Here is a 20,667-nt window from a genome sequence, read left to right as displayed (position 1 = left end):
TTGTTCGATAAATTATTTATAACATTTTAAACCCCTAACAAACTTATGGGATTTTTTGATTTCATGACCGAGGATATTGCGATAGACCTTGGTACCGCAAACACTTTAATCATTCATAATGATAAAGTTGTTATTGATAGCCCATCTATCGTTGCACGCGATAGAATTTCAGGCAAAATCATTGCTGTTGGTAAAGAAGCCAACATGATGCAAGGTAAAACACATGAAAACATCAAGACCATCAGGCCTTTGAAGGATGGTGTAATTGCCGATTTTGATGCTTCGGAAAAAATGATTAATATGTTCATTAAAAGCATTCCTGCATTAAAAAAGAGAATGTTTACTCCGGCCTTAAGAATGGTAGTATGTATTCCGTCTGGTATTACAGAGGTTGAAATGCGTGCAGTAAAAGAATCTTGTGAAAGGGTAAACGGTAAAGAAGTATATCTTATTCACGAACCGATGGCAGCAGCGATTGGTATTGGTATCGATATCATGCAGCCAAAAGGAAATATGATTGTTGATATTGGAGGTGGTACAACTGAAATCGCTGTTATTGCATTAGGTGGTATTGTTTGCGACAAATCAGTAAAAATTGCGGGTGACGTTTTCACAAATGACATCGTTTATTACATGCGTACGCAACACAACTTATTTGTTGGGGAAAGTACTGCTGAGAAAATAAAAATCCAGATTGGAGCTGCTATCGAAGATTTAGATGGCCCTCCGGAAGATATGTCTGTTCAGGGTAGAGATTTGCTTACCGGTAAACCAAAACAAGTTGATGTTTCGTACAGAGAAATTGCTAAAGCATTAGATAAATCTATTCAACGTATCGAAGATGCTGTTATGGAAACGCTGTCTCAAACTCCTCCAGAGTTAGCCGCAGACATCTACAACACAGGTATTTATTTAGCTGGTGGAGGATCGATGTTAAGAGGTCTTGACAAACGTATTTCACAAAAAACAGATTTACCTGTTTACATTGCTGAAGATCCGCTAAGAGCAGTTGTTCGCGGAACCGGAATGGCACTTAAAAACATTGCAAAATTCAAAAGTATCTTAATCAAATAAGATAAAACAATCAATATATTTTGTTAGAGCCGAATCGCATCATTTGGCTCTAATAAATTTGAACTTAAAAGCATATCCTGAAACAAAATAACCGAACAAGAAATGCAGCAAATTTTTAATTTCATTATAAGAAACAGTAATCGATTACTGTTTTTGCTGCTTTTAGGTATTTCGTTGGCACTCACAATCCAATCCCACTCTTTTCACAGAAGCAGAACCATCAGCTCTGCTAACTTTATTAGTGGTGGCGTTTATGAAAAAATAAACACCATAAATGAGTATTTGAATTTGAGAACTGAAAATGACGAACTTGTACTTGAAAACGCAAGATTAAAAAGTCTTTTATTCAATATAGAAGATACCACCAAAGCACCAATGATTGACAGTATTAAAGGTGTAAAACCAGCTGATATTATTGTCTCGAAAGTAATTCATAACTCGTATAGCACACACGAAAACTATCTTACTTTAAACTCCGGATCAAACGAAGGCATTAAACAGGATATGGGGGTAATTAACAGCCTAGGCATTATTGGTGTCATAGATAATACTTCTCCAAATTACTCTACTGTGGTCAGTATTTTAAATATGAAGTCACATATTAATGCGAAACTGAAAAAATCAAATCATTTTGGTTCATTAACATGGAACGGAAAAAGTACCGGATACGTACAATTAGAAGATGTTCCTAGACTAGCTTCAATTAGAAAAGGTGATACAATTGTTACTGGTGGACAATCCGTAATCTTCCCAGAAGGAATTAATATTGGAACTGTAGATATTGTATACAAAAAAGAAGGCACAAGTTTTTATGTAATAAAAGTAAAACTGTTTAATGATATGACCAATTTAGGACATGTTTACATCATTAAAAGTAAAGGAAGAGAAGAACTCATTAATTTAGAAAACAAAAGCAAAGAAAAAGATGAATAGCGCACTGTTAGTCAATATTTTTCGATTTATTATGTTACTGGCAATTCAGATTGTTATTTTTAACAATATGAATTTCTTAGGATACATAAGTCCTTACCCGTATATTTTATATATTATTTTATATCCTGTAAACAGCAATCGATCCGGTTTAATAATTTCAAGTTTTTTGTTGGGTATTACAATGGACATGTTTTGTAATTCAGGAGGTATTCATGCGGCAGCCTGTGTTATTTTAGCTTATTACAGACCTTATATTTTCAAGTTTTCTTTTGGATTAAGCTATGAATATCAAACTATAAAACTAAACGAATCTTTAACACCAGAGCGTTTCTCATTTATTTTGGTTTCCGTTTTCTTACATCACATAGTTTTATTTATTCTGGAAGCTTTTCAATTTAAATTCATTTGGGATATTTTACTGAGGACACTATTCAGTTCTGTTTTCACCATACTCATTTCTATTATAATCATATATCTTATTAAGCCAAATAAACGATGAGAAAAGTCCTGCTGCCCACTTTAATTATTATTGCAGCATCTTTGCTAGTAATCAGGATATTTTATTTGCAGGTTATTGATGATTCTTTCAAATTGAAATCAGAAAATAATGCCATCAAAATAAAATATGATTACCCGGAACGCGGATATATTTACGACAGATATGGGAAACTGCTTGTCGCAAATCAGTCATCTTATGATATCATGGTCATTCCTCGGGATATTAAAGACGACCTTAATATTGCGGAATTCTGCGAACTATTAAATATTACAAAAGAGGATTACGAAAAAAGAATAGCAAAAGCCAGGGTTTATAGTCCACGATTACCTTCTGTCTTTTTATCACAGCTTAATAAAGCCGAATTTGCCGCTTTTCAGGAAAAGATCAGAAAATATGAAGGTTTTTATTTCCAAAAACGTTCTCTTCGTGATTATGAAGTTGATTGTGGCGCTAATATTTTTGGCTTTATTACACAGGTAAACGAAAGACAGATTGCAAAAAACCCTTATTATAACAGTGGTGATTTAATTGGTAAACAGGGCGTTGAAGAAAGTTACGAAGAAATACTGAGAGGTATAAAAGGTGTAAAATATATCCAAAAAGACAAATACAATCGTGAAATTGGTTCGTATAAAAATGGAAAATATGACACCATTGCTGTACAAGGAGAAGATATTAATTTAACTATTGATGCAGAACTTCAAAAATACGGCGAAGAATTAATGATTAACAAAAGAGGTGGTATTGTTGCTCTTGAACCTAAATCAGGAGAAATATTAGCGCTTGTAACTGCTCCATCATACGATCCTGGAATCTTAGTTGGAAGACAACGTTCTAAAAATTACACACTATTATATCGTGATTCAATAGCTAAACCGCTATATGACAGAGGGCTTTTGGCGGAATATCCACCCGGTTCTCCTTTTAAAATTTTAACAGGACTGGTAGCATTGCAGGAAGGAGTGGTTGATGAAAATTTTTCTGTTTCCTGTCACCATGGTTTCAGTTATGCAAGAGGACGGTTTATGAGATGTCACTGCAGTGGAGGACAATTACAATTGCATAGGGCTATTTACCAATCCTGCAACAGTTATTTTGCAACGGCTTACATGAGGACTATTAATAAATATACAAAACCTGCTGCTGCTGTAGATGTATGGAGTAATCACCTTAAAACTTTTGGGTTAGGTGAGTTTATGGGTTATGATCTACCAACAGGAAAGAGAGGAAAAATTCCAACTTCAAAAACCTACAAAAGAATGTATCCAAATGGAGGCTGGAGAAGTACTGCAATTGTTTCAAATGCCATTGGGCAGGGAGAGGTTGTAATGACTCCTATTCAGTTAGCAAATATGATGGCAACAATTGCTAATCAGGGATATTATTATACACCTCACATTATAAAAAAAATTGAAGGTGAAAAAATCGATTCAAAATTTACAACTAAACATACAACATCTATTGACAAGAAATATTTTCCACCTATAATAAGTGGTTTGTTTGATGTTTATAATATGGGAACCGCAAGCAGGTTAAAAGTTGAAGGCATTGATATTTGTGGAAAAACCGGTACGGCTGAAAATTTTGCAAAGATTGACGGCAAAAGAGTTCAGCTTGAAGATCACTCCATATTTGTTGCATTTGCTCCGAAAGACAATCCAAAAATTGCAATTGCAATTATGATTGAAAATGGTGGTTTCGGAGCCTCAATCGCCGGACCAATTGCCAGTTTAATGATCGAAAAATATTTAAAAAAGAAAATTTCAAGAACCGATTTAGAGGTAAGGGTTTTAAATAAAAGCCTTCAAAGTGAATATGCAAAATTAGGCGGACTTTCAGAAAGCGTTAAAAAAGAAATAAGAATAAAGGATTCTATTGCAAATGCTGTTAAGTTAGAAATTAAACGAAAAGACTCTATCGCTAAAAGCAAAAGAATAATTCCAAAAACCAAAGCAGATTCCATTAAACGAAATTAATAAGGAATTCATTTCAAATGAAAAATCAAAGCGTAAAAAATAATATTGACTGGATAAGTGTTATTATCTACATTATCCTGGTTATTTTGGGCTGGTTAAATATATACTCCTCATCATTATCCTCAACAGAAGGGACCTATGAAAAGCAGTTAATATTTATCGCCTGTACTATACCATTAATTTTCATTGTGCTGTTTGTTGATGGAAAATTCTATGAAAAATATGCCAGTATCATTTTCGGAGTTTCCTTATTATCACTGGCCGGATTATTTCTCTTTGGAAAAACAATTGCGGGACAAAGGTGCTGGTATGCCATAGGAAGTTTTACATTACAGCCTTCAGAATTTGCAAAAGCGGCTACTTCATTAGCATTAGCCAAATATTTAAGCGACACACAAATTAATCTTAAAGAAACAAATCGCCAAATTCAGGCATTAGCAATAATATTACTTCCCGTAATCCTGATTTTACCTCAACCCGATCCCGGTAGCGCCCTGATTTACAGTATCTTTATTATTGTTTTATTTCGTGAAGGCCTTCCGTCATGGTATGTCTGGACAGGATTTATAACGATACTTTTATTTGTATTAACACTCGTTTTGGAGCCGTATGTTGTAATTTTAATTGCATTAGCGGTACTGATTGTCATCCATTTTAAAGGAAGGGCCGTTGATCGTAATATTCTATTAAGCACTATACTTCTGGCCATTATTTCAGCTTTTGTATTTTCTGTAAATTATGTTTTCGAAAATGTATTTAAACAACATCACAGAGATCGTTTCAATATATTGTTAGGAAAAACTGTCGATATGAAAGGTATCGGATACAATACTAATCAATCTGAAATTGCAATCGGATCCGGAGGCTGGCTTGGAAAAGGCTTTTTAGAAGGAACGCAGACAAAAGGTGGTTTTGTTCCGGAACAGCATACTGATTATATATATACAACGGTAGGGGAAGAATGGGGATTTGTTGGTTCCTTTATTGTTATTGCCTTATTTACCGGATTGCTTTTAAGAATTATTTATTTAGCCGAAAGGCAAAAAACAAAATTTAGCAGGGTATACGGATATTGTGTTGCCGGTATTTTATTCATTCATTTCTTTGTGAATATAGCCATGGTGGTTGGTATTTTCCCAACAATTGGAGTTCCTCTGCCTTTCTTTTCATACGGAGGATCTGGTTTATGGGGATTCACCATTTTACTCTTTATATTCTTAAAAATGGACGCCAACAAAGTCAATGAATGGTAATATAAAATTAAAAAATCCGAAGTTTAATGCTTCGGATTTTTTATTACATATAACTTAAAATTTCTTTTTTATAAGTGTCATATTCTCCCTGGAGAATTAAGCCATTATCCAGTAATTTTTTATAATTCTGTAATTTATCAAAAAGTTCTTCTTTAGACAATTCGCTTAATTTACGTTCTCCTGTTGACTGAGTTTGTTGGATTGGCTCAAAAGTTTCCGTATAAGATGGAGTTATTGCCGGTATAATTTCTGCAAAATTAGTTACTTCTTCTGTTTCTACTTCTTCAACTGTACCTTCAGGTTCCTCCGACTGGATAGTTTCTGAAGCAGGAGCTGATATAGTCACAGGGTTTTTAAGTAAATCCAACTGTTCTTTTGCGTATGTATATATTTTTCTGGCCTGGATTTTCGGAATATAATCAATCGAAATCGACAAGTCAGTATTGGTATTAAATGAGAATTCTGAACCCAGAATATTTTCTTTTACAAATGCTCCTGCAACATCATCCCAGGTATAATCTGTAAAATCCATTGAAAGACCCAGATTTTTAGGTTTGCAAATAATAATTCTTTTATTCGTTAATACAATACTATCCGGAAAAACAGTAATTGCAGGCTTTTTTTGAACTGCAATATATCCTACTTCTTCTCCTTTCATCAATAAATCATTGAGTTTTGAAGTAATTTTTTCAATCGCTTTAGGATCTTGCTCTTCGTTCAGAAATTTTTTAAATTGTTCTTTCATATTCTATAAACTACTAAGTTTCAAATTAATTGAGTGTTATGTTTTTGACATTCCTCACAAATGTAATGCCTAATTTTCTAATTGCTCCGCCTGTTCGGTAAAAATTTTACCTTGGGTCAATAATTTCATTCTGAATTTTCTTTGTCAAACTTTTGAAAACCAGCTCATACGAATGATCTATGAGCTCTTTGACAAAAGATGTAGATAAATTTCCGTTTAAAGCAACCGTATTCCAATGTACTTTGCTCATGTGATATCCCGGTTTTATTTCATCATATTCTGCCCTGAGCTCCTGTGCACGTTCCGGATCGCATTTTAAATTTACTGAAGCTTCGTTCTTTTCCCACTGTGACAAAGAAGACAAAGCAAACATTTTTCCTCCAACTTTAAATACCAAAGTATCTTCATCAAAAGGAAAATGCTCGCTCACCCCTTTTTTTGAAAGACAATATTCGTAATATGTTTCTAAATTCATAATTGTTTATTTACCAATTTCACCTAAATGAGTGTATCTAAAACCTTTTTCATATTTAAGACCATAACCAAAAATCCGATCCATTGCAGAATGTGAAAATAAAATAATTCCCGCTAATTGCAAGTCTTCACTTATAAAATACGAACCTAAAATATAACATAAAACTGCAAACCCTTTGTGATGAAATACATTATAAAAAAATGCGCCGCTTTTATTTCCTAATATGTATCCCAGCATCGATAAATCAGGAGCTAAAATTAAAACGAAGAACCACCACCATTCAAAACTTAAAAAACGGAACAAGTAGATTCCGAGAATAAATAAAGCCGTTTCTTCGAGTTTCACAATTATATTCATCATAATATTTTTTCCATCATTTTTTCAGGATGATTTAATTTAGTAAAGCCGAATTTCTCATATAAAAAGTGCGCATCTGTTGTTGCCAGACGCCAGATTTTAATATCCTTCAGCAACGGCTCATTCATCATATTCTCAATTAAAATCGACGAATATCCTTTTCCGCGATGTTCTTCAGTAATAAAAACATCCATTACATATCCAAAAACAACATAATCTGTAATTACTCTTGCAAAACCAATTTGTTTGTCATTCAAATAAATTCCAAAACAAACCGAAGCATCAATTGTGGCCTGTACTTCTTCAATAGTCCTGCCGGTAGCCCAGTAAATATCTTTTAGGAAATTTTGGATAAACAAAATATCAAGCTTCCTTTTATCTGTAGAAACGGTAATCTGATTCATAATCTTGGAATTAAACAATTTTTAAGGCTGTTCAGTATCTATTACATTTTCATTTTCTCGCTGACTTTTTCAACCGGCTTACTTATAAATTCCGGGGCATTAAAACGGTAACCAAAATACAATAATCCATAAACTTTGTCATTTGTAACAGCCGTTGTTTTATCCTCTTTATAAGAACTGCTGTTGAAGTTTAAACTTGCTCCAAAAAGTACACGATCACTGTTATACCCCATTTTTATTCCTCCTTCCAGATTTTGGGTGAAATATGTTTCTTTCTCCACAGTTTGAACTCCCGAACTAATACTTTTATCATTCAAAAATTTCACTCCGATGGATGGCGCTAAATGTGGTGCAATATAAAAGTTTTTGTGAATAATGAAATTATAATAATATCCTGCAGCCAGGCGAATGTCAAACTCTTTTTGCTTTCCGTCAAGAGTTTCTGATTTGGAAGTAACTCTGTTGTATGAATAAATCAGGGATGGGATAAAACTGCCGGCGCTTTTTTTTTGCCATTCGGTAAATGAGGTGATACTTTTTAGCGAAAATTTAGGATTAAAAAGATACGAAGTTGACATTTCGTATTGTAGGGTTTTAAAATCCGGGAACTGAAAATACGGGTCTTTTCCTTCAATCCAATCCGGATCAAAATCGGGCATATTGGCTACGTAATACCCTTTTGCTTTGCTAAACTGGGCTGTTTGAATCCATCTGCCCAAAAAGAAACGAAAATTATAATCTGAAACGAAGGATTTCCCTTTTAAATCCTCATCATTGTTTCCTCCAAAAAAATTAGGATAAAAACCATAACTAAACCCAATAAATTTATAATCAACACTCAGAAAAAGTTTGTAACTGTTATTCGTTTGTAAATCCAAATCAGGTCCTTTTCCATTGTCTAAAAAATAGGCATCAGTCTGTGTACTGAGATTTGTCCTTACCATAATTTTATCCGGATAATAAATAAAATTTACAGTATCCTTTGCTGAACCATTCTGGCTAAATAATTTTATAGAATTCAAAACAAAAAACATCAAAAAAAGACATATTCCCGCTAAATAATTACTGGTTGAATCTGAACTCTGCTTATTTGATGCTTTCAATGCTAAAAAATTTGGCTTTAGTAAATATAACCTAATTAAAACTGAGTTGAAAATTATTTATCAAAAGTTTCTAATGCATACAAAATAGGTTTACTTGGACTGGCATCGTTTTCAAAAGAAACAATTTGAATGTTTAGCAGATAGTTTCCGTCTTCAATTTCGTCCGGTACATAAATCATTTCAGTAATGGTTGCTTCAAAACGAGCATCTTCATTTAAGTTATGAGTATCCTTTACATTCCAAAAAGCTTTATGCGCAACCAATTTCCCTTCATCATGTTCCCTATCAACGCTTGGCAGGTCAATTAAAAGATGCTGTATTTCGCTTTCGCGGATGAAAACCGCCGCTTCTTCAGATAAATATGGCGGATTTGTATTCGAATATTTTCTTGACTTTTTGTCTTTTTGATTAGGAAGCGTTCTAATAATAATTGCTTCTGTTTTTGAAAAATTCGAACTATTGAGCGCTTTTGAAATCTGCTTTTTTGTAATCACAAAATCTCCCTCAATTTTTTCAGGTTCAACTGTAATCAGTTTTGCTGTAAAGAAAAACTGCTTTAACGATTGATTAATACTGTAAAAATCATTTGTAATATGCCCCAGACATTCCGTATGCGTACCATGCCCATGCGGATTAAAGAAAATATTATTAAAATTCGTTGATGACTTTCCTTCAGAAACTTTTCCAATCCAGTCGTCAAAAACTACAGGTTCAATAACCGGTTTTTCAATATACCAGGCAATCGGGTTTTCATCTGTATTTGTTAAGGGGATCGAAATATCGATTGGTTTTGATAGGTCGATTTGAAATTTGTTTTCAAGAACTACGATCATTCGGACACGGATTTTATGGATATTCTAACGCCGATTTTACAGATTCATCAGCGTTGCCTGCATCTGTTTTATCAGCGTTCCATTTTTTACTCTTCCAAATTTAAATAAAATAAATCTGAAGCTATTCCATCTGTTAAGAACTTTCCTTTCAAAGTTGGTTTGACAATATCATTTTCGATCGTAAGCAAATCATCCGTTAGAAATTTGTGAGCTTGTTTATGCAGATAATTCAAATAATCCAACCCAAATTCTTTTTCAATTCTTTCTAAAGACACACCCCAAATGGTTCGTAATCCCGTCATAATATATTCATTGTAACGATCTGATTTCGTCAGGATTTCAGTTTCTATAGGAAGTTTATTTTCCTGAATGGATTTTAAATAAAGAGAATTATTGGCAATATTCCAGCCTCTTCTTTCACCGTCATAACTGTGTGCCGAAGGACCAATACCTATATATTTTTTGCCTAACCAGTAAGCCGAATTGTTTCTGGAAAAATAATTCTCTTTTCCAAAATTTGATAATTCGTAATGAATAAAGCCATTTTTCTGGAGCATTTCAACCAAAATCATAAAATGATTCGAAGCGGTTTCATCTTGTGGTTCAGCAATTTTTCCGGTTTGGATTAATTTGCGCAATGCCGTTTTGGGCTCCACTGTCAAAGCATAACTCGAGATATGCGGAATACCAAAATCCAGAGCAGTCTGAATATTCTGTCTCCACATTTGGTCACTCATTCCTGGAATTCCGTAAATCAGATCAAGCGAAATATTATCGAAATATTGAGTAGCTACTTCTAAACATTTTTTGGCTTCCGCCGAATTATGAGCACGGTTCATCATCTTCAAATCTTCTTCATAAAAAGACTGAATTCCGATGCTGAGACGATTTACAGGGCTTTTGGATAATTCTAAAATTCGTTCTGAAGATAAATCATCAGGATTTGCTTCGAGTGTGATTTCCGGATTTTCTGCGACTTTGTAATTCTTGTAAACTTCAGCAATCAGAAAGCTGATTTCTCCATTGCTCAATACAGAAGGTGTTCCTCCTCCAAAATATATCGTTTCTACAGTCTCATTTTCAAACTCATTTTTACGCATGGCAATTTCTTTGGCCAAAGCCAAAACCATATCTCCTTTCTTTTTCATTGAAGTCGAAAAATGAAAGTCGCAGTAATGACAAGCCTGCTTGCAAAATGGTATGTGAATGTAGATGCCGCTCATTTTTTTTTAATTAGGCAATGTGTCAATTTGATAATTAGAAAATGAAAATACATCTAAAAGAAATTATCTAATTGACTAATTATCTCATTTTCTAATTTTGTCTTCGTTTTGTTTCACAAAAGCATCCCAGCCAGAATAACTTTTCCCGGCGATTACTTTTCCTGAATTAAAATGATGACAAACTGCAGCTGCCAGACCATCTGTTGAATCAAGATTTTTTGGTAATTCTTTTAAGCCCAACAGTTGTTGCAGCATCTTGGCAACCTGCTCTTTGCTGGCGTTTCCGTTTCCGGTAATCGCCATTTTTATTTTTTTAGGCTCGTATTCGGTAATCGGAATACCTCTTGAAAGTCCGGCTGCCATTGCCACACCCTGTGCACGGCCTAATTTTAGCATCGATTGTACATTTTTCCCAAAGAAAGGTGCTTCAATGGCAATTTCATCAGGAAGGTGGGTCTCGATTAATTCGATGGTTCTTTCGAAAATAATTTTCAGTTTTTGGTAATGATTATCGTATTTGGAAAGCTGTAATTCATTCAATTGCAGAAATTCCATTTTTTTATTGGTCACTCTAATCAGTCCAAAACCCATAATCGTGGTTCCTGGATCAATACCTAATATGATTCGTTCTTTTGTCAAGAGAAATTTTGTTTCAAGTTTATTTTGTTTCAAGTTTCAAGCTACCTGAATCTCGAATAAATCATTTTTCTAATTTACTAATTGCCACATTATCTCATTCTCAAATTGACTACTTTTGCGGCATGATTTCAATTCCTCACAAAGCTAAGCAATTCCTTGTTCTTCTGGTCAAACTTTTGATTGTTGGCGGAGCATTTTATTTTATCTACAATCAGCTTGCGAACAATGATAAACTGGACTGGCAGAAATTCATAGCATTATTCCGAAAAAATCAGTCGGTTTTAGGAGTTGGTTTTATTTTGCTTTTGAGTGTCCTGAATCGCTATTTTGAAATTTTGAAATGGCAGAATTTAGCCAGAGTCATTTACCCAATATCTTTGGCAGAAGCTACAAAACAGGTTCTCGCAGCTTTAACCGCCGGAATTTTCACCCCAAACGGAGTTGGTGAGTATGCCGGAAAAGCTTTATATTATCCTAAAACAGAAGCTAAAAAAGTGGTTTTCCTGAACTTAATCTGTAACGGAATCCAGATGATCCTGACTATTATTTTTGGTGTTTTCGGCTTGTTGTATTTCAATGCACAGCACAATGTGATTACCTCCAAGACAGTATTGATTTTATTTAGCGGATTTTTATTGATTCTGATTTTGTTATTTTCAATTAAAAAAATAAAAGTCAAAGGGTATTCCATTGAAAAACTGATTCATAAAATAAATGCAATCCCAAAACCAGTTCATCAAAAAAACATCTTTTTGGGAATTTGCCGTTATTTGGTTTTCTCCCACCAATATTACTTTTTGTTTCTAGCTTTTGAAGTTCAGCTGCCCTATTTAACGTTAATGGCCGCTATCACTTCTGTCTATTTTTTGGCTTCTTCATTGCCAACTTTTCAGTTTTTGGATTTTGCGGTAAAAGGCAGCGTTGCGATTTATTTCTTTGAAATCTTAGGAGTGAACGAATGGATTGTGGTTTTTATCAGCACACTAATGTGGTTTTTAAATGTGGTTCTTCCGGTAGTTTTGGGAAGTTATTATGTATTGAACTTTAAAACAAAAACTGCTGCATGAGTCTGATATTGTTCATCATATTAAAAATTTATGTCATAACAATCGGCTTGCTGATTTATGGTTTTTTTAAAATCAAAAAATATCAGAAATCAGATTTAGAACCTAAAACAGGTTTTACGATTATAGTTCCGTTTCGCAATGAAGCAGAAAACTTGCCCATACTTTTAGAAAGCTTTTCTAATTTAAATTATCCAACTGATTTATTTGAAGTGATTTTAGTTGATGATAGTTCTGATGAAAAATTTCACACTCCGCATTTTACATTTCACATATCACAAATAGACACTATTCGTGTTTCTAAATCCCCTAAAAAAGATGCGATTACAACCGCAATGCAACATGTAAAAACCGAATGGGTCATTACCACCGATGCCGATTGTATTGTTCCTGAAAACTGGCTTTTATCATTCGACAATTATATTCAGGAAAATGAAATCTTGATGCTGGCAGGAGCCGTAACATATAATTGCACAAACTCATTTTCAGATCATTTTCAGCAATTGGATTTAACGAGTCTGCAAGGAGCTACGATTGGAAGTTTTGGGCTTAACAGGGCTTTTATGTGTAATGGAGCAAATTTTGCTTACACAAAATCATTATTTGAAAGGCTTAACGGATTTGAAGGAAATGATAAAATTGCAAGCGGAGATGATGTTTTTTTATTGCAGAAAGCAATTCAGAAATTCCCAAAAGAAGTTCATTATTTAAAAGCTGAAGAAGCTATTGTAACAACCAGACCAACTGAAACCTGGAAAACCTTATTTTATCAAAGAGTACGCTGGGCGGCAAAAACAAGCTCGTATCAAAGTGTATTTGGAAAGTTATTGGGATTGATTGTTTTCTTTGGAAATTTAAGCTTTGTTATTGGATTTTTATTTCTCCTTTTCGGAATATGGTCATATTCAATTTTTGCTTTGTTTGCTTTTGTTAAGTTTATGACAGATTTTGTCTTGCTTTATGTCACCAGTCTTTTTTTGACTAATGGCAAAGTAAAAAGTGTGCTTTTGAGCAGTTTACTTTATCCCTTTTTTAGTTCAGCTGTCGCTTTATACAGTTTGTTTGGTTCTTATGAATGGAAAGACCGCCGTTTTAAAGTATAATTTTATTTTAGAATCTGATGTCCTAGCCCCGATTGAAGTGAAAATCCTTTTTATTTTTCCTTTAAAAATAAAAAGATTGTAACGAAAAGCGGGAAATTGCTCCTCCTGAAAATTCTTCAGATACTACTTTTGTTCCTTTTCCTTAAGAATTACAGGCAAAATAAATTGTGATTTTACCGGGATTCCGCGTTTAATGGCTGGGTTTACTTTTGGAAAATCAATTAATCGGGCACGGAGGATACTATCGATTTTTATCGTATCATAGGTCACTGAATCTTTAGGAAATTGTGGTTCAAATTCAAGGGTCGAGTTAGGAAAAACAGTTACTTTGACTTCTATAGTATCTAGTTCCGGATACAATATAGAGAGTGTATCTATATCCAGTTTTTCCTGAATAAGCTGCGACATAATTTCGAAAAAACATTGCTGACGCTGAATTTTATCGCTGATCTTCTCGCAATCTTCTACAGAGGGATATTCATCAACTTCTTTCCAGTTGATTGATTTTAATTCTTTTTGAAGCAACTCTTTTTCAGAAGGTACCTGCTTCTCAAAATATTGACAAGAATTGAAAAATATAATCACTAAAAAAAGGAAAAAGTTCTTCAAGATTTTGATGTTAATTTGACTTATAATGTAAAAATACGATTATTTTTTTTGGTAAGCTTTGTATTGCAATATTCTTAGCAGAGAAATTATGAACTATTTTTCTATTAACTTATAAAATGATATTCAATAGATAATATAAATTTACAATCAAAATTTACAACGTTTTTAATATGGATTTAGTATTGGTTTTACTTGGTTTTATATGTATGATTATAGGAATTATGGGGAGTTTCCTGCCTGTTTTACCCGGCCTCTCAAGTTGTTGGACGGGCTTGTTACTGCTGTATTTGACAAAAGCGGTCGAAAATAACTACTGGGTTTTAGGAATTACTTTTATTATCATGATTATTATCACGGTTTTAGATTATACTATTCCGGCTAAAGGAACCAAACGTTTTGGAGGCAGTTCATACGGCATCTGGGGAACTAATATTGGCCTTATTATTGGCATTCTTGCCCCTATCCCTTTTGGTGTAATTATAGGTCCGTTTGCAGGAGCTTTTATAGGCGAAATTTTATATGATTCAAAAGATCATAAAAGAGCATTTAAGGCTGCAACCGGCTCACTAATTGGTTTTTTAGCCTCTGGTTTCATTAATTTTTTAGTATGTGTGGTTTATCTGGGACTATTTGTTACTATACTCTTTCAAAACAGAAGTCTACTTTTTTAAAGATAAACAAAACTAGGTTTTTTCTTATATTTTAAAACTTCTTAAGCAAAAATTAAAATCTTTTTAAATAATTATTACTTTATTTTGATAACTAAGTATGATATTTATTGATACTGCGAATATTTGTTAATTAAATTGCAAAAAAGGTAAAACAAAATATTTAACTTATTTTTTGGATATGTTAATTTATTTTATATTTTTATCACTATAAAACGACAAAATACCACATTTAATCGGTTTATTGACAGCAATTATTAATTAATCTAGTACCAATTATGACCCCAAATCTACAAATTGAACTACGCCGTTTTATCTCGTCAAATGTTATCTCAAAGCTGAACAAATTTTATTTCGAAAATGATGCCTTACTAATTAAGGCTATCGATGTTTCGTTGGGAACTGTTTTAATGGGATGCTATAACAATTTCGATGCTAAAGCATTAGAAGAAATGACTGAGATTGTACCAGACTCTACATTTTACAAAGAAGTTGATTTTACTTCGTCCCGGATTTTATCTGTGGATGAAAATTATAAATCAGAAGGAAATTACTTTTTAGAGAAAATTTTCACCAGCAAAAAGGCCAGAATTACCGAAATGATTTCGAATGAAGTTGGCATCAAAAGTGAAACTGCACGTGAGGTTTTAAACTTCTCTACATTGCTTATCCTTTCTTATTTAAAGTATAATACTGAAGTGACTTCAAGTTTAAAATTGCTTCTGGATGAACAAAAAAGAGATATCTTAAACAGCATACCTCCGGGAATAAAAATTATTTTAGGCTTCTCATGTTATGAAACTGTAGAAGAAAAAAATAATTCGCGTTTTGCAAGATCTATTTTTAATCTTTTTGGGAACATCTAATTTTTAATCCATTTAAAAATTAGATTTTCTCGATTGGTCTTTTCTTAAAAAGTTTCAACAAAACAGGGAATGTAGAAATAATCACTATGATTATAATAATATATTCGATATGATGTTTCAGATCGATTCCTTGTTTTAGAAATACTCCATATAAGTAATGGCCCGCGAAAATCAATATGAAAGACCATAGAAAAGAGCTCAAAATATTATAGAACATAAATTTCTTTTTATCCATAGAAACTATACCAGCAATAATTGGAGCAAATGTTCTGAAAATTGGTAAAAATCTTGCATAAATAATAGCCTTACCTCCATACTTTTCGAAGAAATCCTTCGATTGTAAGAGGTATTTCTTTTTAAACCAAAAACTGTCTTCTTTTTTGAATAAGTAATATCCGCTTTTGGCACCGAACCAATACCCGGTCATATTTCCTAAAACTCCCATTACAGCTACCATAAGTGCTAATAAAAAGACGTTTAAGAAATCATTAGAAATATAAACCATATTCTCTATCAATTCCCGACTGTAAATTCCAGCTAAAAATAATAAACTGTCTCCTGGGAGAAAAAAACCTGCAAAAAGTCCTGTTTCAGCAAAAACAATAAACAAAACAATAAATAAACCAATTTGAACTCCGCCTACGCTTAAGTTAATATAAAACTCAGGATTTATTAATTGCGTCCAGTCAAAATTATTCATATGCTATTGGTTTATCATTGAAATTATATAGGGCGTGAAAGTAACAATAATTTAGTTTAACCACAATAAAATACGGTATTTTAAACATAAATTAACTATTAAAAAAGCCCGGGCTTTTTTTAAACCCGGGCCTCCTAATTATTCTCTTTCATACTTGCAGCAATAATGCAGATTATCATAATCTTCCTTAGTTGCTTTTACTTCTTTGGTATCATGACCGACCTTTGCCACAGCTTTATTTAAATCAGCAGTTGATGATTTTTCTTCATTTAAAATCACTGTAAGCTGATGTGAACTGATGTCCCAATTAGCAGTCTTAACTCCCGGGACACTAAAAGCTGCTTTTTCAATTCGCTTTTTACATTGTTCGCAATTACCGTTTACCTCTGTAGTGTATTTTAAATTCTTATTTTTTTTAGTCTGCGCCTGAGCCGAAAATCCTAAAAAAGTTATCAATGCTATTAAAATTATCTTGTTCATCTTTTTATTATTTATTGTTATTAATTGATTATTAAATTTGTTATTGTCATTGGTTTTTGACATTGATATTGATCCCTATTTTATTTTGAATCGTAATCCTGCGTAGTACATTTGTCCAAAAATTGGCGCGTAGGCTACAGAAGCATCAAAATTAGGACCAAATGGATCGTTAGCACCTAAAATCGCTTTTTCCTGTTTGTAATTCCCGATGTTCTCTCCTCCAATATACACTTCGAAAACAGAAGAAAAAACTCTTGTAATCTGAGCATTCATAACGGCATAAGCGGGTGAAAAATCAGGAAACTGATCTGATGCAGGATTTGATGCCGTATATGGAAGCTGTTGTTTTCCGGACCAGTTAAAGGTGTAATCAAATTTCCATTGTTTATCATCATTTAATTGGGTTTCATATTCAAGATTTCCTAGAAAACGATGCTTTGCCTGTAATGGACGCTGAAAAGTTCCTCTTAAATAATCAGTTTGAATGTCGTAATATTTATAAGCTGTTCTCAAATTCAGATTATGGATTAACTCATAATTAAACTCTAGCTGCAGACTATTGGCAAATGAGTTTCCTCTTAAATTATAAAACAAAACTTCCTGCGGACTCTGCATGAGATCCACAACGGCCTGATTTTGAAAGTCCGTTCTGTAAATATCAAAACCTGCTTCGGCATTTTTATTGAAAAGTTTGAATTTCTGAGAAAAACTTACTCCGTAATTCCAGGCAATTTCAGCATTCAAACCATAAATTTTTCCGCTATTATCCAAAATGGAGAAAGTCCTGGAACTTGCAAAAAGCTGTTGATTCTCTGCAAAAATATTAGCAGAACGTTTTCCTCTTCCGGCAGAAAAACGAACAACCCCATCTTTCCAAGGATTGTATCTCATGTGCAGACGAGGTGTCACGAAAAAGCCCAAACGGTTATGATTATCAACCCTTCCGCCCAAAATCAAACTGAAATTATCGGTATTATCATAAGTGTATTCAAAAAAAGCACCAACCGAATTATCGATCCGGCTGTAATCAGTTGCATTTACAAATTCCTGATACTGATCATAAGTAAAATTCAAACCAGCTGTAAACTTATTCATTGTGTTGTTAATTATCGAATTGAAAATCAAATTCGAATAAAAACTATTCTGTTTAATATCATATCGATTTAAACCAAAATACGAATCTTGGTTATGACTGTTAAAAGCATTTTGAAAACCAATGCTTTGATAGGGCATATCTTTAAAAACGTAACCAATTTTTGTCGATACATCAAAACGTTCGGTATTGATTTCTGACCCCCAGTAATTTGTCGTCCCCCGATCGCGATCTTTATCAAAATCAATCTCTCCGGTTTGTTTTTCATCATTCATATATCTGAAATTGATAAAACTTACCAAACCGCTTTCCGGATTATAATATTGATAACGATTCAAAACATTAATTTGTTTTCCTAAAGGATTGTCCAGAAACCCATCATCGTTCATATCGTTTTTTGCCACACGTGCATTCCCATGAACGAACAGACTTGTAGCCCATTTATCAGAGATTTTTTTATTGAAATGGGTATTCAGTTCAAAACGGGCATCAGTAGACCCGTAAGCATTCAAAAAAAACGGAATATCACTTAAAGGTTTTAAAAGCTCGGTATTTATTTGCCCTGAGATACTTTCATAACCATTGATAACACTTCCTGCACCTTTGGTAATCTGAACACTTTCAATCCAGGTTCCCGGAGTAAATGACAATCCATAAGCCTGAGAAGCACCACGAACTGAAGGAATATTTTCTTCAGTAATCATTAAGTACGGACTAGTTAAACCTAACATTTTTATTTGTTTGGTTCCTGTTAAAGCATCAGAAAAATTGACATCGATTGATGGGTTTGTTTCGAAACTTTCGGCAAGATTACAACAAGCCGCTTTTAGTAATTCCTTACTGGTAATAACTGTTGTATTAGCAGTAAGCGTATAGGATTTTTTAAGTCCTTTTTGCTTTTTAGTAACTTTTACTTCCTCTAAATCTTCTTGCGAAAATGCAGAAACAGAAAGCAAAAGCACCATGAAAAGCATGATATTTTTTTGCATACAAAAATGATTTTAATATTATTTAGAAATTCCTGTTTTAGAGATTCTCAATAAATTAAGAAATAATAAAACAGCAGATTACAGGCCATAAAAAAGATGGCTTGATTCTAAATATTAAAATCAGGAATAAAAAATGTATTGATTGTATAGTTTGAATAAGGGGGGCGCATTTGCATCAGCATAATACGAAATAATCTGATTGCTTTTAAAATTCGGAAGAGAAAGAAAAACAACTGGTTTGTATTGCTGGATTAGTGCCGGAAATGCAATCTGAAAGAAGAAAACCTTAAAAGTAGCATCATCTGATTTTTTTTCAAATTTAACTACCTTGTCTTTACAGCATGAAGATTTTTTTTCTTTATCCCCACAGCATTTTTTTTCTGGAGAAACTGAAGTGCTTAATGATACCGAAGCAATTTTTCCTCCGCAATAATGCACATCAAAAGCAAACCCAATGTTGGAAACCAACAGTAGGAAAGCTAAAAATACTCCTGTGCACTTCTTTAAATTCATGTTGCAAAATTATTTAAAAAGTCCGGATAAAAGCTAAATAAAATGTTATTTTTTGAGATTTTGTTGCTGATAATAAAATGCTGGAACAAAAAGCAATACAAATATAGGCTGAATGATAAATCTTCTTACATAAAAAAGCAGCCAGTTCGCATTAGTAAAATATTCAAGGATGATAAAAAACATCCCTAAAAGAAGCACCAAAAAAAACACATACAAAAATGCACTAAACTTCAGAATTTCAATATCCCTGAATAAATTATAGATAAGCATTAATGACAAAACGGTATTTAAAGCGTAGCGAGACAAAAGTCCTGCAAAAAGTTTAAAATTGTCAATGTATGGAAAAGGCAGTTCTTTAAAATCTGACTCGAAGTAAACCAGAAAAGGATCATAAAACAATTGATTTTCAAATCCTCTAACGACTCCCAAACAAAAAACAAGCAAAATAGTTATTATAATTTTGAATTTATTTTCGAAAAGTTTATTTAGCATATTTTGAAAATTTATTTACCCATAAAACCCATAAAGCGAAAACCAGTCCATAGATAATTAACGGAAAAAGAACCCCGTGCAAAAGATGCAGTTTTTCAGGATAGTGAAATAACAAGATGGCTAATAATGCAATTCTGCCCACGTTAAGAATATAAATAAAAAGAGTTCCTGATAAAATAAAGAATAAAGTCGTTTTAATTTTTCCGGAAAAAGCAACCACAAACGAAATAAACAAAATCATCACACTTACAGCATTACATCCTTCAACAATTCGAATAACATAATCTTTATTGTACCAAACCTCTAACCAGGGATCTGAGATACTTTTCTGAATGAAAATATCAGAATTAAAAAGATCCATTAGCCAATAAACATTAGAACCAACTAAAAGGGTTATTCCGTCGACATCATCTGACTCAAAATTATTTAAATAGCTTTTATAAATTATAGTCAGTAAAACATAAGCGGCAAAAAAAGTTCCTATAAAAATAAGGAAAGGCTTAAATTGTACTAAATATTTTTTCACGGGATTTTTTTTCAAATTTATGTAATTTTTGAGTTTAGCTTTAAATACTT

Annotated in this window: 24 protein-coding genes; 9 read left to right on the top strand and 15 right to left on the bottom strand. The window is 33.0% G+C overall.

Annotated elements, in window-relative coordinates; translation table 11 throughout:
- The first annotated feature begins 45 nt into the window (after positions 1 to 45).
- The 5 genes from GXM16_RS01720 (at position 46) to rodA (ending at position 5,735) form a co-directional block, all read left to right on the top strand.
- On the top strand, positions 46 to 1,074 hold the full coding sequence (locus GXM16_RS01720) for a rod shape-determining protein (protein WP_007804822.1): 1,029 nt from the start codon (positions 46 to 48) through the stop codon (positions 1,072 to 1,074).
- 102 nt (positions 1,075 to 1,176) lie between these two features.
- Positions 1,177 to 2,007 carry a rod shape-determining protein MreC gene (gene mreC, locus GXM16_RS01715; protein WP_163392105.1) on the top strand — a complete coding sequence of 277 codons (831 nt, stop codon included), beginning with the start codon at positions 1,177 to 1,179 and terminating at the stop codon, positions 2,005 to 2,007.
- On the top strand, positions 2,000 to 2,506 hold the full coding sequence (locus tag GXM16_RS22780) for a rod shape-determining protein MreD (protein WP_163392103.1): 507 nt from the start codon (positions 2,000 to 2,002) through the stop codon (positions 2,504 to 2,506). The genes mreC and GXM16_RS22780 overlap by 8 nt, the downstream gene beginning before the upstream one ends.
- Positions 2,503 to 4,482, top strand: coding sequence for a penicillin-binding protein 2 (gene mrdA / locus GXM16_RS01705; RefSeq protein WP_163392101.1), 1,980 nt, complete (start codon positions 2,503 to 2,505; stop codon positions 4,480 to 4,482). The genes GXM16_RS22780 and mrdA overlap by 4 nt, the downstream gene beginning before the upstream one ends.
- Positions 4,483 to 4,499: 17 nt before the next feature.
- Positions 4,500 to 5,735 (top strand): rod shape-determining protein RodA, encoded by a 1,236-nt coding sequence (rodA, locus tag GXM16_RS01700; RefSeq protein WP_163392099.1) that lies wholly within the window; start codon positions 4,500 to 4,502, stop codon positions 5,733 to 5,735.
- Between the two features lie 43 nt (positions 5,736 to 5,778).
- Here rodA and GXM16_RS01695 read toward each other — a convergent pair whose 3' ends face one another.
- The 8 genes from GXM16_RS01695 to ruvC form a co-directional block, all read right to left on the bottom strand.
- Entirely contained in the window at positions 5,779 to 6,480 is a 702-nt protein-coding gene (locus tag GXM16_RS01695) for a PH domain-containing protein (protein WP_163392097.1), read from the bottom strand.
- 106 nt (positions 6,481 to 6,586) lie between these two features.
- Positions 6,587 to 6,955 (bottom strand): MmcQ/YjbR family DNA-binding protein, encoded by a 369-nt coding sequence (locus tag GXM16_RS01690; protein ID WP_163392095.1) that lies wholly within the window; start codon positions 6,953 to 6,955, stop codon positions 6,587 to 6,589.
- 6 nt (positions 6,956 to 6,961) lie between these two features.
- On the bottom strand, positions 6,962 to 7,312 hold the full coding sequence (locus GXM16_RS01685; RefSeq protein ID WP_163393230.1) for a DUF4260 domain-containing protein: 351 nt from the start codon (positions 7,310 to 7,312) through the stop codon (positions 6,962 to 6,964).
- A complete protein-coding gene (locus GXM16_RS01680; RefSeq protein WP_163392093.1) occupies positions 7,312 to 7,716 on the bottom strand; it encodes a GNAT family N-acetyltransferase in 405 nt (134 codons plus the stop codon). Before GXM16_RS01680 ends, GXM16_RS01685 begins: the two co-directional genes overlap by 1 nt.
- 41 nt (positions 7,717 to 7,757) lie before the next feature.
- A complete protein-coding gene (locus GXM16_RS01675; RefSeq protein WP_163392091.1) occupies positions 7,758 to 8,819 on the bottom strand; it encodes a DUF4421 family protein in 1,062 nt (353 codons plus the stop codon).
- A gap of 53 nt (positions 8,820 to 8,872) precedes the next feature.
- Positions 8,873 to 9,652, bottom strand: a complete 780-nt coding sequence (locus GXM16_RS01670; RefSeq protein WP_163392089.1) for a cyclase family protein — start codon at positions 9,650 to 9,652, stop codon at positions 8,873 to 8,875.
- A gap of 86 nt (positions 9,653 to 9,738) precedes the next feature.
- Complete coding sequence (hemW, locus tag GXM16_RS01665) at positions 9,739 to 10,875, bottom strand: radical SAM family heme chaperone HemW (RefSeq protein ID WP_163392087.1); 1,137 nt, start codon at positions 10,873 to 10,875, stop codon at positions 9,739 to 9,741.
- Between the two features lie 84 nt (positions 10,876 to 10,959).
- Positions 10,960 to 11,514, bottom strand: coding sequence for a crossover junction endodeoxyribonuclease RuvC (ruvC, locus tag GXM16_RS01660; RefSeq protein WP_163392085.1), 555 nt, complete (start codon positions 11,512 to 11,514; stop codon positions 10,960 to 10,962).
- 122 nt (positions 11,515 to 11,636) lie between these two features.
- Here ruvC and GXM16_RS01655 point away from each other — a divergent pair, with 122 nt between their 5' ends.
- Together GXM16_RS01655 and GXM16_RS01650 are read left to right on the top strand one after the other, a co-directional pair.
- Entirely contained in the window at positions 11,637 to 12,581 is a 945-nt protein-coding gene (locus GXM16_RS01655) for a lysylphosphatidylglycerol synthase domain-containing protein (RefSeq protein ID WP_163392083.1), read from the top strand.
- Entirely contained in the window at positions 12,578 to 13,681 is a 1,104-nt protein-coding gene (locus GXM16_RS01650; protein ID WP_163392081.1) for a glycosyltransferase family 2 protein, read from the top strand. Before GXM16_RS01655 ends, GXM16_RS01650 begins: the two co-directional genes overlap by 4 nt.
- 123 nt (positions 13,682 to 13,804) lie before the next feature.
- Here GXM16_RS01650 and GXM16_RS01645 read toward each other — a convergent pair whose 3' ends face one another.
- Positions 13,805 to 14,290, bottom strand: a complete 486-nt coding sequence (locus GXM16_RS01645) for a hypothetical protein (protein ID WP_163392079.1) — start codon at positions 14,288 to 14,290, stop codon at positions 13,805 to 13,807.
- Positions 14,291 to 14,460: 170 nt separating this feature from the next.
- Here GXM16_RS01645 and GXM16_RS01640 point away from each other — a divergent pair, with 170 nt between their 5' ends.
- Complete coding sequence (locus tag GXM16_RS01640) at positions 14,461 to 14,961, top strand: DUF456 domain-containing protein (RefSeq protein WP_163392077.1); 501 nt, start codon at positions 14,461 to 14,463, stop codon at positions 14,959 to 14,961.
- 275 nt (positions 14,962 to 15,236) lie between these two features.
- Entirely contained in the window at positions 15,237 to 15,824 is a 588-nt protein-coding gene (locus tag GXM16_RS01635; RefSeq protein WP_163392075.1) for a DUF937 domain-containing protein, read from the top strand.
- A 19-nt stretch (positions 15,825 to 15,843) separates the two neighbouring features.
- On the opposite strand, the gene GXM16_RS01630 is transcribed toward GXM16_RS01635, so the two are convergent.
- The 6 genes from GXM16_RS01630 to xrtF all read right to left on the bottom strand — a co-directional run bounded on the left by GXM16_RS01630 (position 15,844) and on the right by xrtF (position 20,617).
- Positions 15,844 to 16,524 (bottom strand): DedA family protein, encoded by a 681-nt coding sequence (locus GXM16_RS01630; protein WP_163392073.1) that lies wholly within the window; start codon positions 16,522 to 16,524, stop codon positions 15,844 to 15,846.
- A gap of 138 nt (positions 16,525 to 16,662) precedes the next feature.
- Entirely contained in the window at positions 16,663 to 17,004 is a 342-nt protein-coding gene (locus tag GXM16_RS01625) for a heavy-metal-associated domain-containing protein (RefSeq protein ID WP_163392072.1), read from the bottom strand.
- A gap of 75 nt (positions 17,005 to 17,079) precedes the next feature.
- Positions 17,080 to 19,086 carry a TonB-dependent receptor plug domain-containing protein gene (locus GXM16_RS01620; protein WP_163392070.1) on the bottom strand — a complete coding sequence of 669 codons (2,007 nt, stop codon included), beginning with the start codon at positions 19,084 to 19,086 and terminating at the stop codon, positions 17,080 to 17,082.
- 120 nt (positions 19,087 to 19,206) lie between these two features.
- Positions 19,207 to 19,599, bottom strand: a complete 393-nt coding sequence (locus tag GXM16_RS01615; protein ID WP_163392068.1) for an HYC_CC_PP family protein — start codon at positions 19,597 to 19,599, stop codon at positions 19,207 to 19,209.
- A 45-nt stretch (positions 19,600 to 19,644) separates the two neighbouring features.
- Complete coding sequence (locus GXM16_RS01610; protein ID WP_163392066.1) at positions 19,645 to 20,091, bottom strand: exosortase F system-associated membrane protein; 447 nt, start codon at positions 20,089 to 20,091, stop codon at positions 19,645 to 19,647.
- Entirely contained in the window at positions 20,081 to 20,617 is a 537-nt protein-coding gene (gene xrtF, locus GXM16_RS01605; protein WP_163392064.1) for an exosortase family protein XrtF, read from the bottom strand. Before xrtF ends, GXM16_RS01610 begins: the two co-directional genes overlap by 11 nt.
- Between the last annotated feature and the right edge of the window lie 50 nt (positions 20,618 to 20,667).

Origin of the sequence: Flavobacterium limi (assembly GCF_010645075.1) — a bacterium.
Taxonomy (GTDB): Bacteria; Bacteroidota; Bacteroidia; order Flavobacteriales; family Flavobacteriaceae; genus Flavobacterium; species Flavobacterium limi.
This window is presented reverse-complemented; position numbering and strand designations above follow the sequence as displayed.

What these genes read in the sequence shown, in the direction of transcription:
- GXM16_RS01640 (WP_163392077.1), top strand. Translation starts at nt 14,461, where the DNA reads ATGGATTTAGTATTGGTTTTACTTGGTTTTATATGTATGATTATAGGA.
- hemW (WP_163392087.1), bottom strand. Translation starts at nt 10,875, where the DNA reads ATGAGCGGCATCTACATTCACATACCATTTTGCAAGCAGGCTTGTCAT.
- GXM16_RS01655 (WP_163392083.1), top strand. Translation starts at nt 11,637, where the DNA reads ATGATTTCAATTCCTCACAAAGCTAAGCAATTCCTTGTTCTTCTGGTC.
- GXM16_RS01635 (WP_163392075.1), top strand. Translation starts at nt 15,237, where the DNA reads ATGACCCCAAATCTACAAATTGAACTACGCCGTTTTATCTCGTCAAAT.
- GXM16_RS01610 (WP_163392066.1), bottom strand. Translation starts at nt 20,091, where the DNA reads ATGCTAAATAAACTTTTCGAAAATAAATTCAAAATTATAATAACTATT.
- GXM16_RS01690 (WP_163392095.1), bottom strand. Translation starts at nt 6,955, where the DNA reads ATGAATTTAGAAACATATTACGAATATTGTCTTTCAAAAAAAGGGGTG.
- GXM16_RS01720 (WP_007804822.1), top strand. Translation starts at nt 46, where the DNA reads ATGGGATTTTTTGATTTCATGACCGAGGATATTGCGATAGACCTTGGT.
- GXM16_RS01650 (WP_163392081.1), top strand. Translation starts at nt 12,578, where the DNA reads ATGAGTCTGATATTGTTCATCATATTAAAAATTTATGTCATAACAATC.
- GXM16_RS01620 (WP_163392070.1), bottom strand. Translation starts at nt 19,086, where the DNA reads ATGCAAAAAAATATCATGCTTTTCATGGTGCTTTTGCTTTCTGTTTCT.
- mrdA (WP_163392101.1), top strand. Translation starts at nt 2,503, where the DNA reads ATGAGAAAAGTCCTGCTGCCCACTTTAATTATTATTGCAGCATCTTTG.
- GXM16_RS01685 (WP_163393230.1), bottom strand. Translation starts at nt 7,312, where the DNA reads ATGAATATAATTGTGAAACTCGAAGAAACGGCTTTATTTATTCTCGGA.
- GXM16_RS01615 (WP_163392068.1), bottom strand. Translation starts at nt 19,599, where the DNA reads ATGAATTTAAAGAAGTGCACAGGAGTATTTTTAGCTTTCCTACTGTTG.
- GXM16_RS22780 (WP_163392103.1), top strand. Translation starts at nt 2,000, where the DNA reads ATGAATAGCGCACTGTTAGTCAATATTTTTCGATTTATTATGTTACTG.
- GXM16_RS01670 (WP_163392089.1), bottom strand. Translation starts at nt 9,652, where the DNA reads ATGATCGTAGTTCTTGAAAACAAATTTCAAATCGACCTATCAAAACCA.
- GXM16_RS01695 (WP_163392097.1), bottom strand. Translation starts at nt 6,480, where the DNA reads ATGAAAGAACAATTTAAAAAATTTCTGAACGAAGAGCAAGATCCTAAA.
- mreC (WP_163392105.1), top strand. Translation starts at nt 1,177, where the DNA reads ATGCAGCAAATTTTTAATTTCATTATAAGAAACAGTAATCGATTACTG.
- rodA (WP_163392099.1), top strand. Translation starts at nt 4,500, where the DNA reads ATGAAAAATCAAAGCGTAAAAAATAATATTGACTGGATAAGTGTTATT.
- GXM16_RS01680 (WP_163392093.1), bottom strand. Translation starts at nt 7,716, where the DNA reads ATGAATCAGATTACCGTTTCTACAGATAAAAGGAAGCTTGATATTTTG.
- GXM16_RS01630 (WP_163392073.1), bottom strand. Translation starts at nt 16,524, where the DNA reads ATGAATAATTTTGACTGGACGCAATTAATAAATCCTGAGTTTTATATT.
- GXM16_RS01625 (WP_163392072.1), bottom strand. Translation starts at nt 17,004, where the DNA reads ATGAACAAGATAATTTTAATAGCATTGATAACTTTTTTAGGATTTTCG.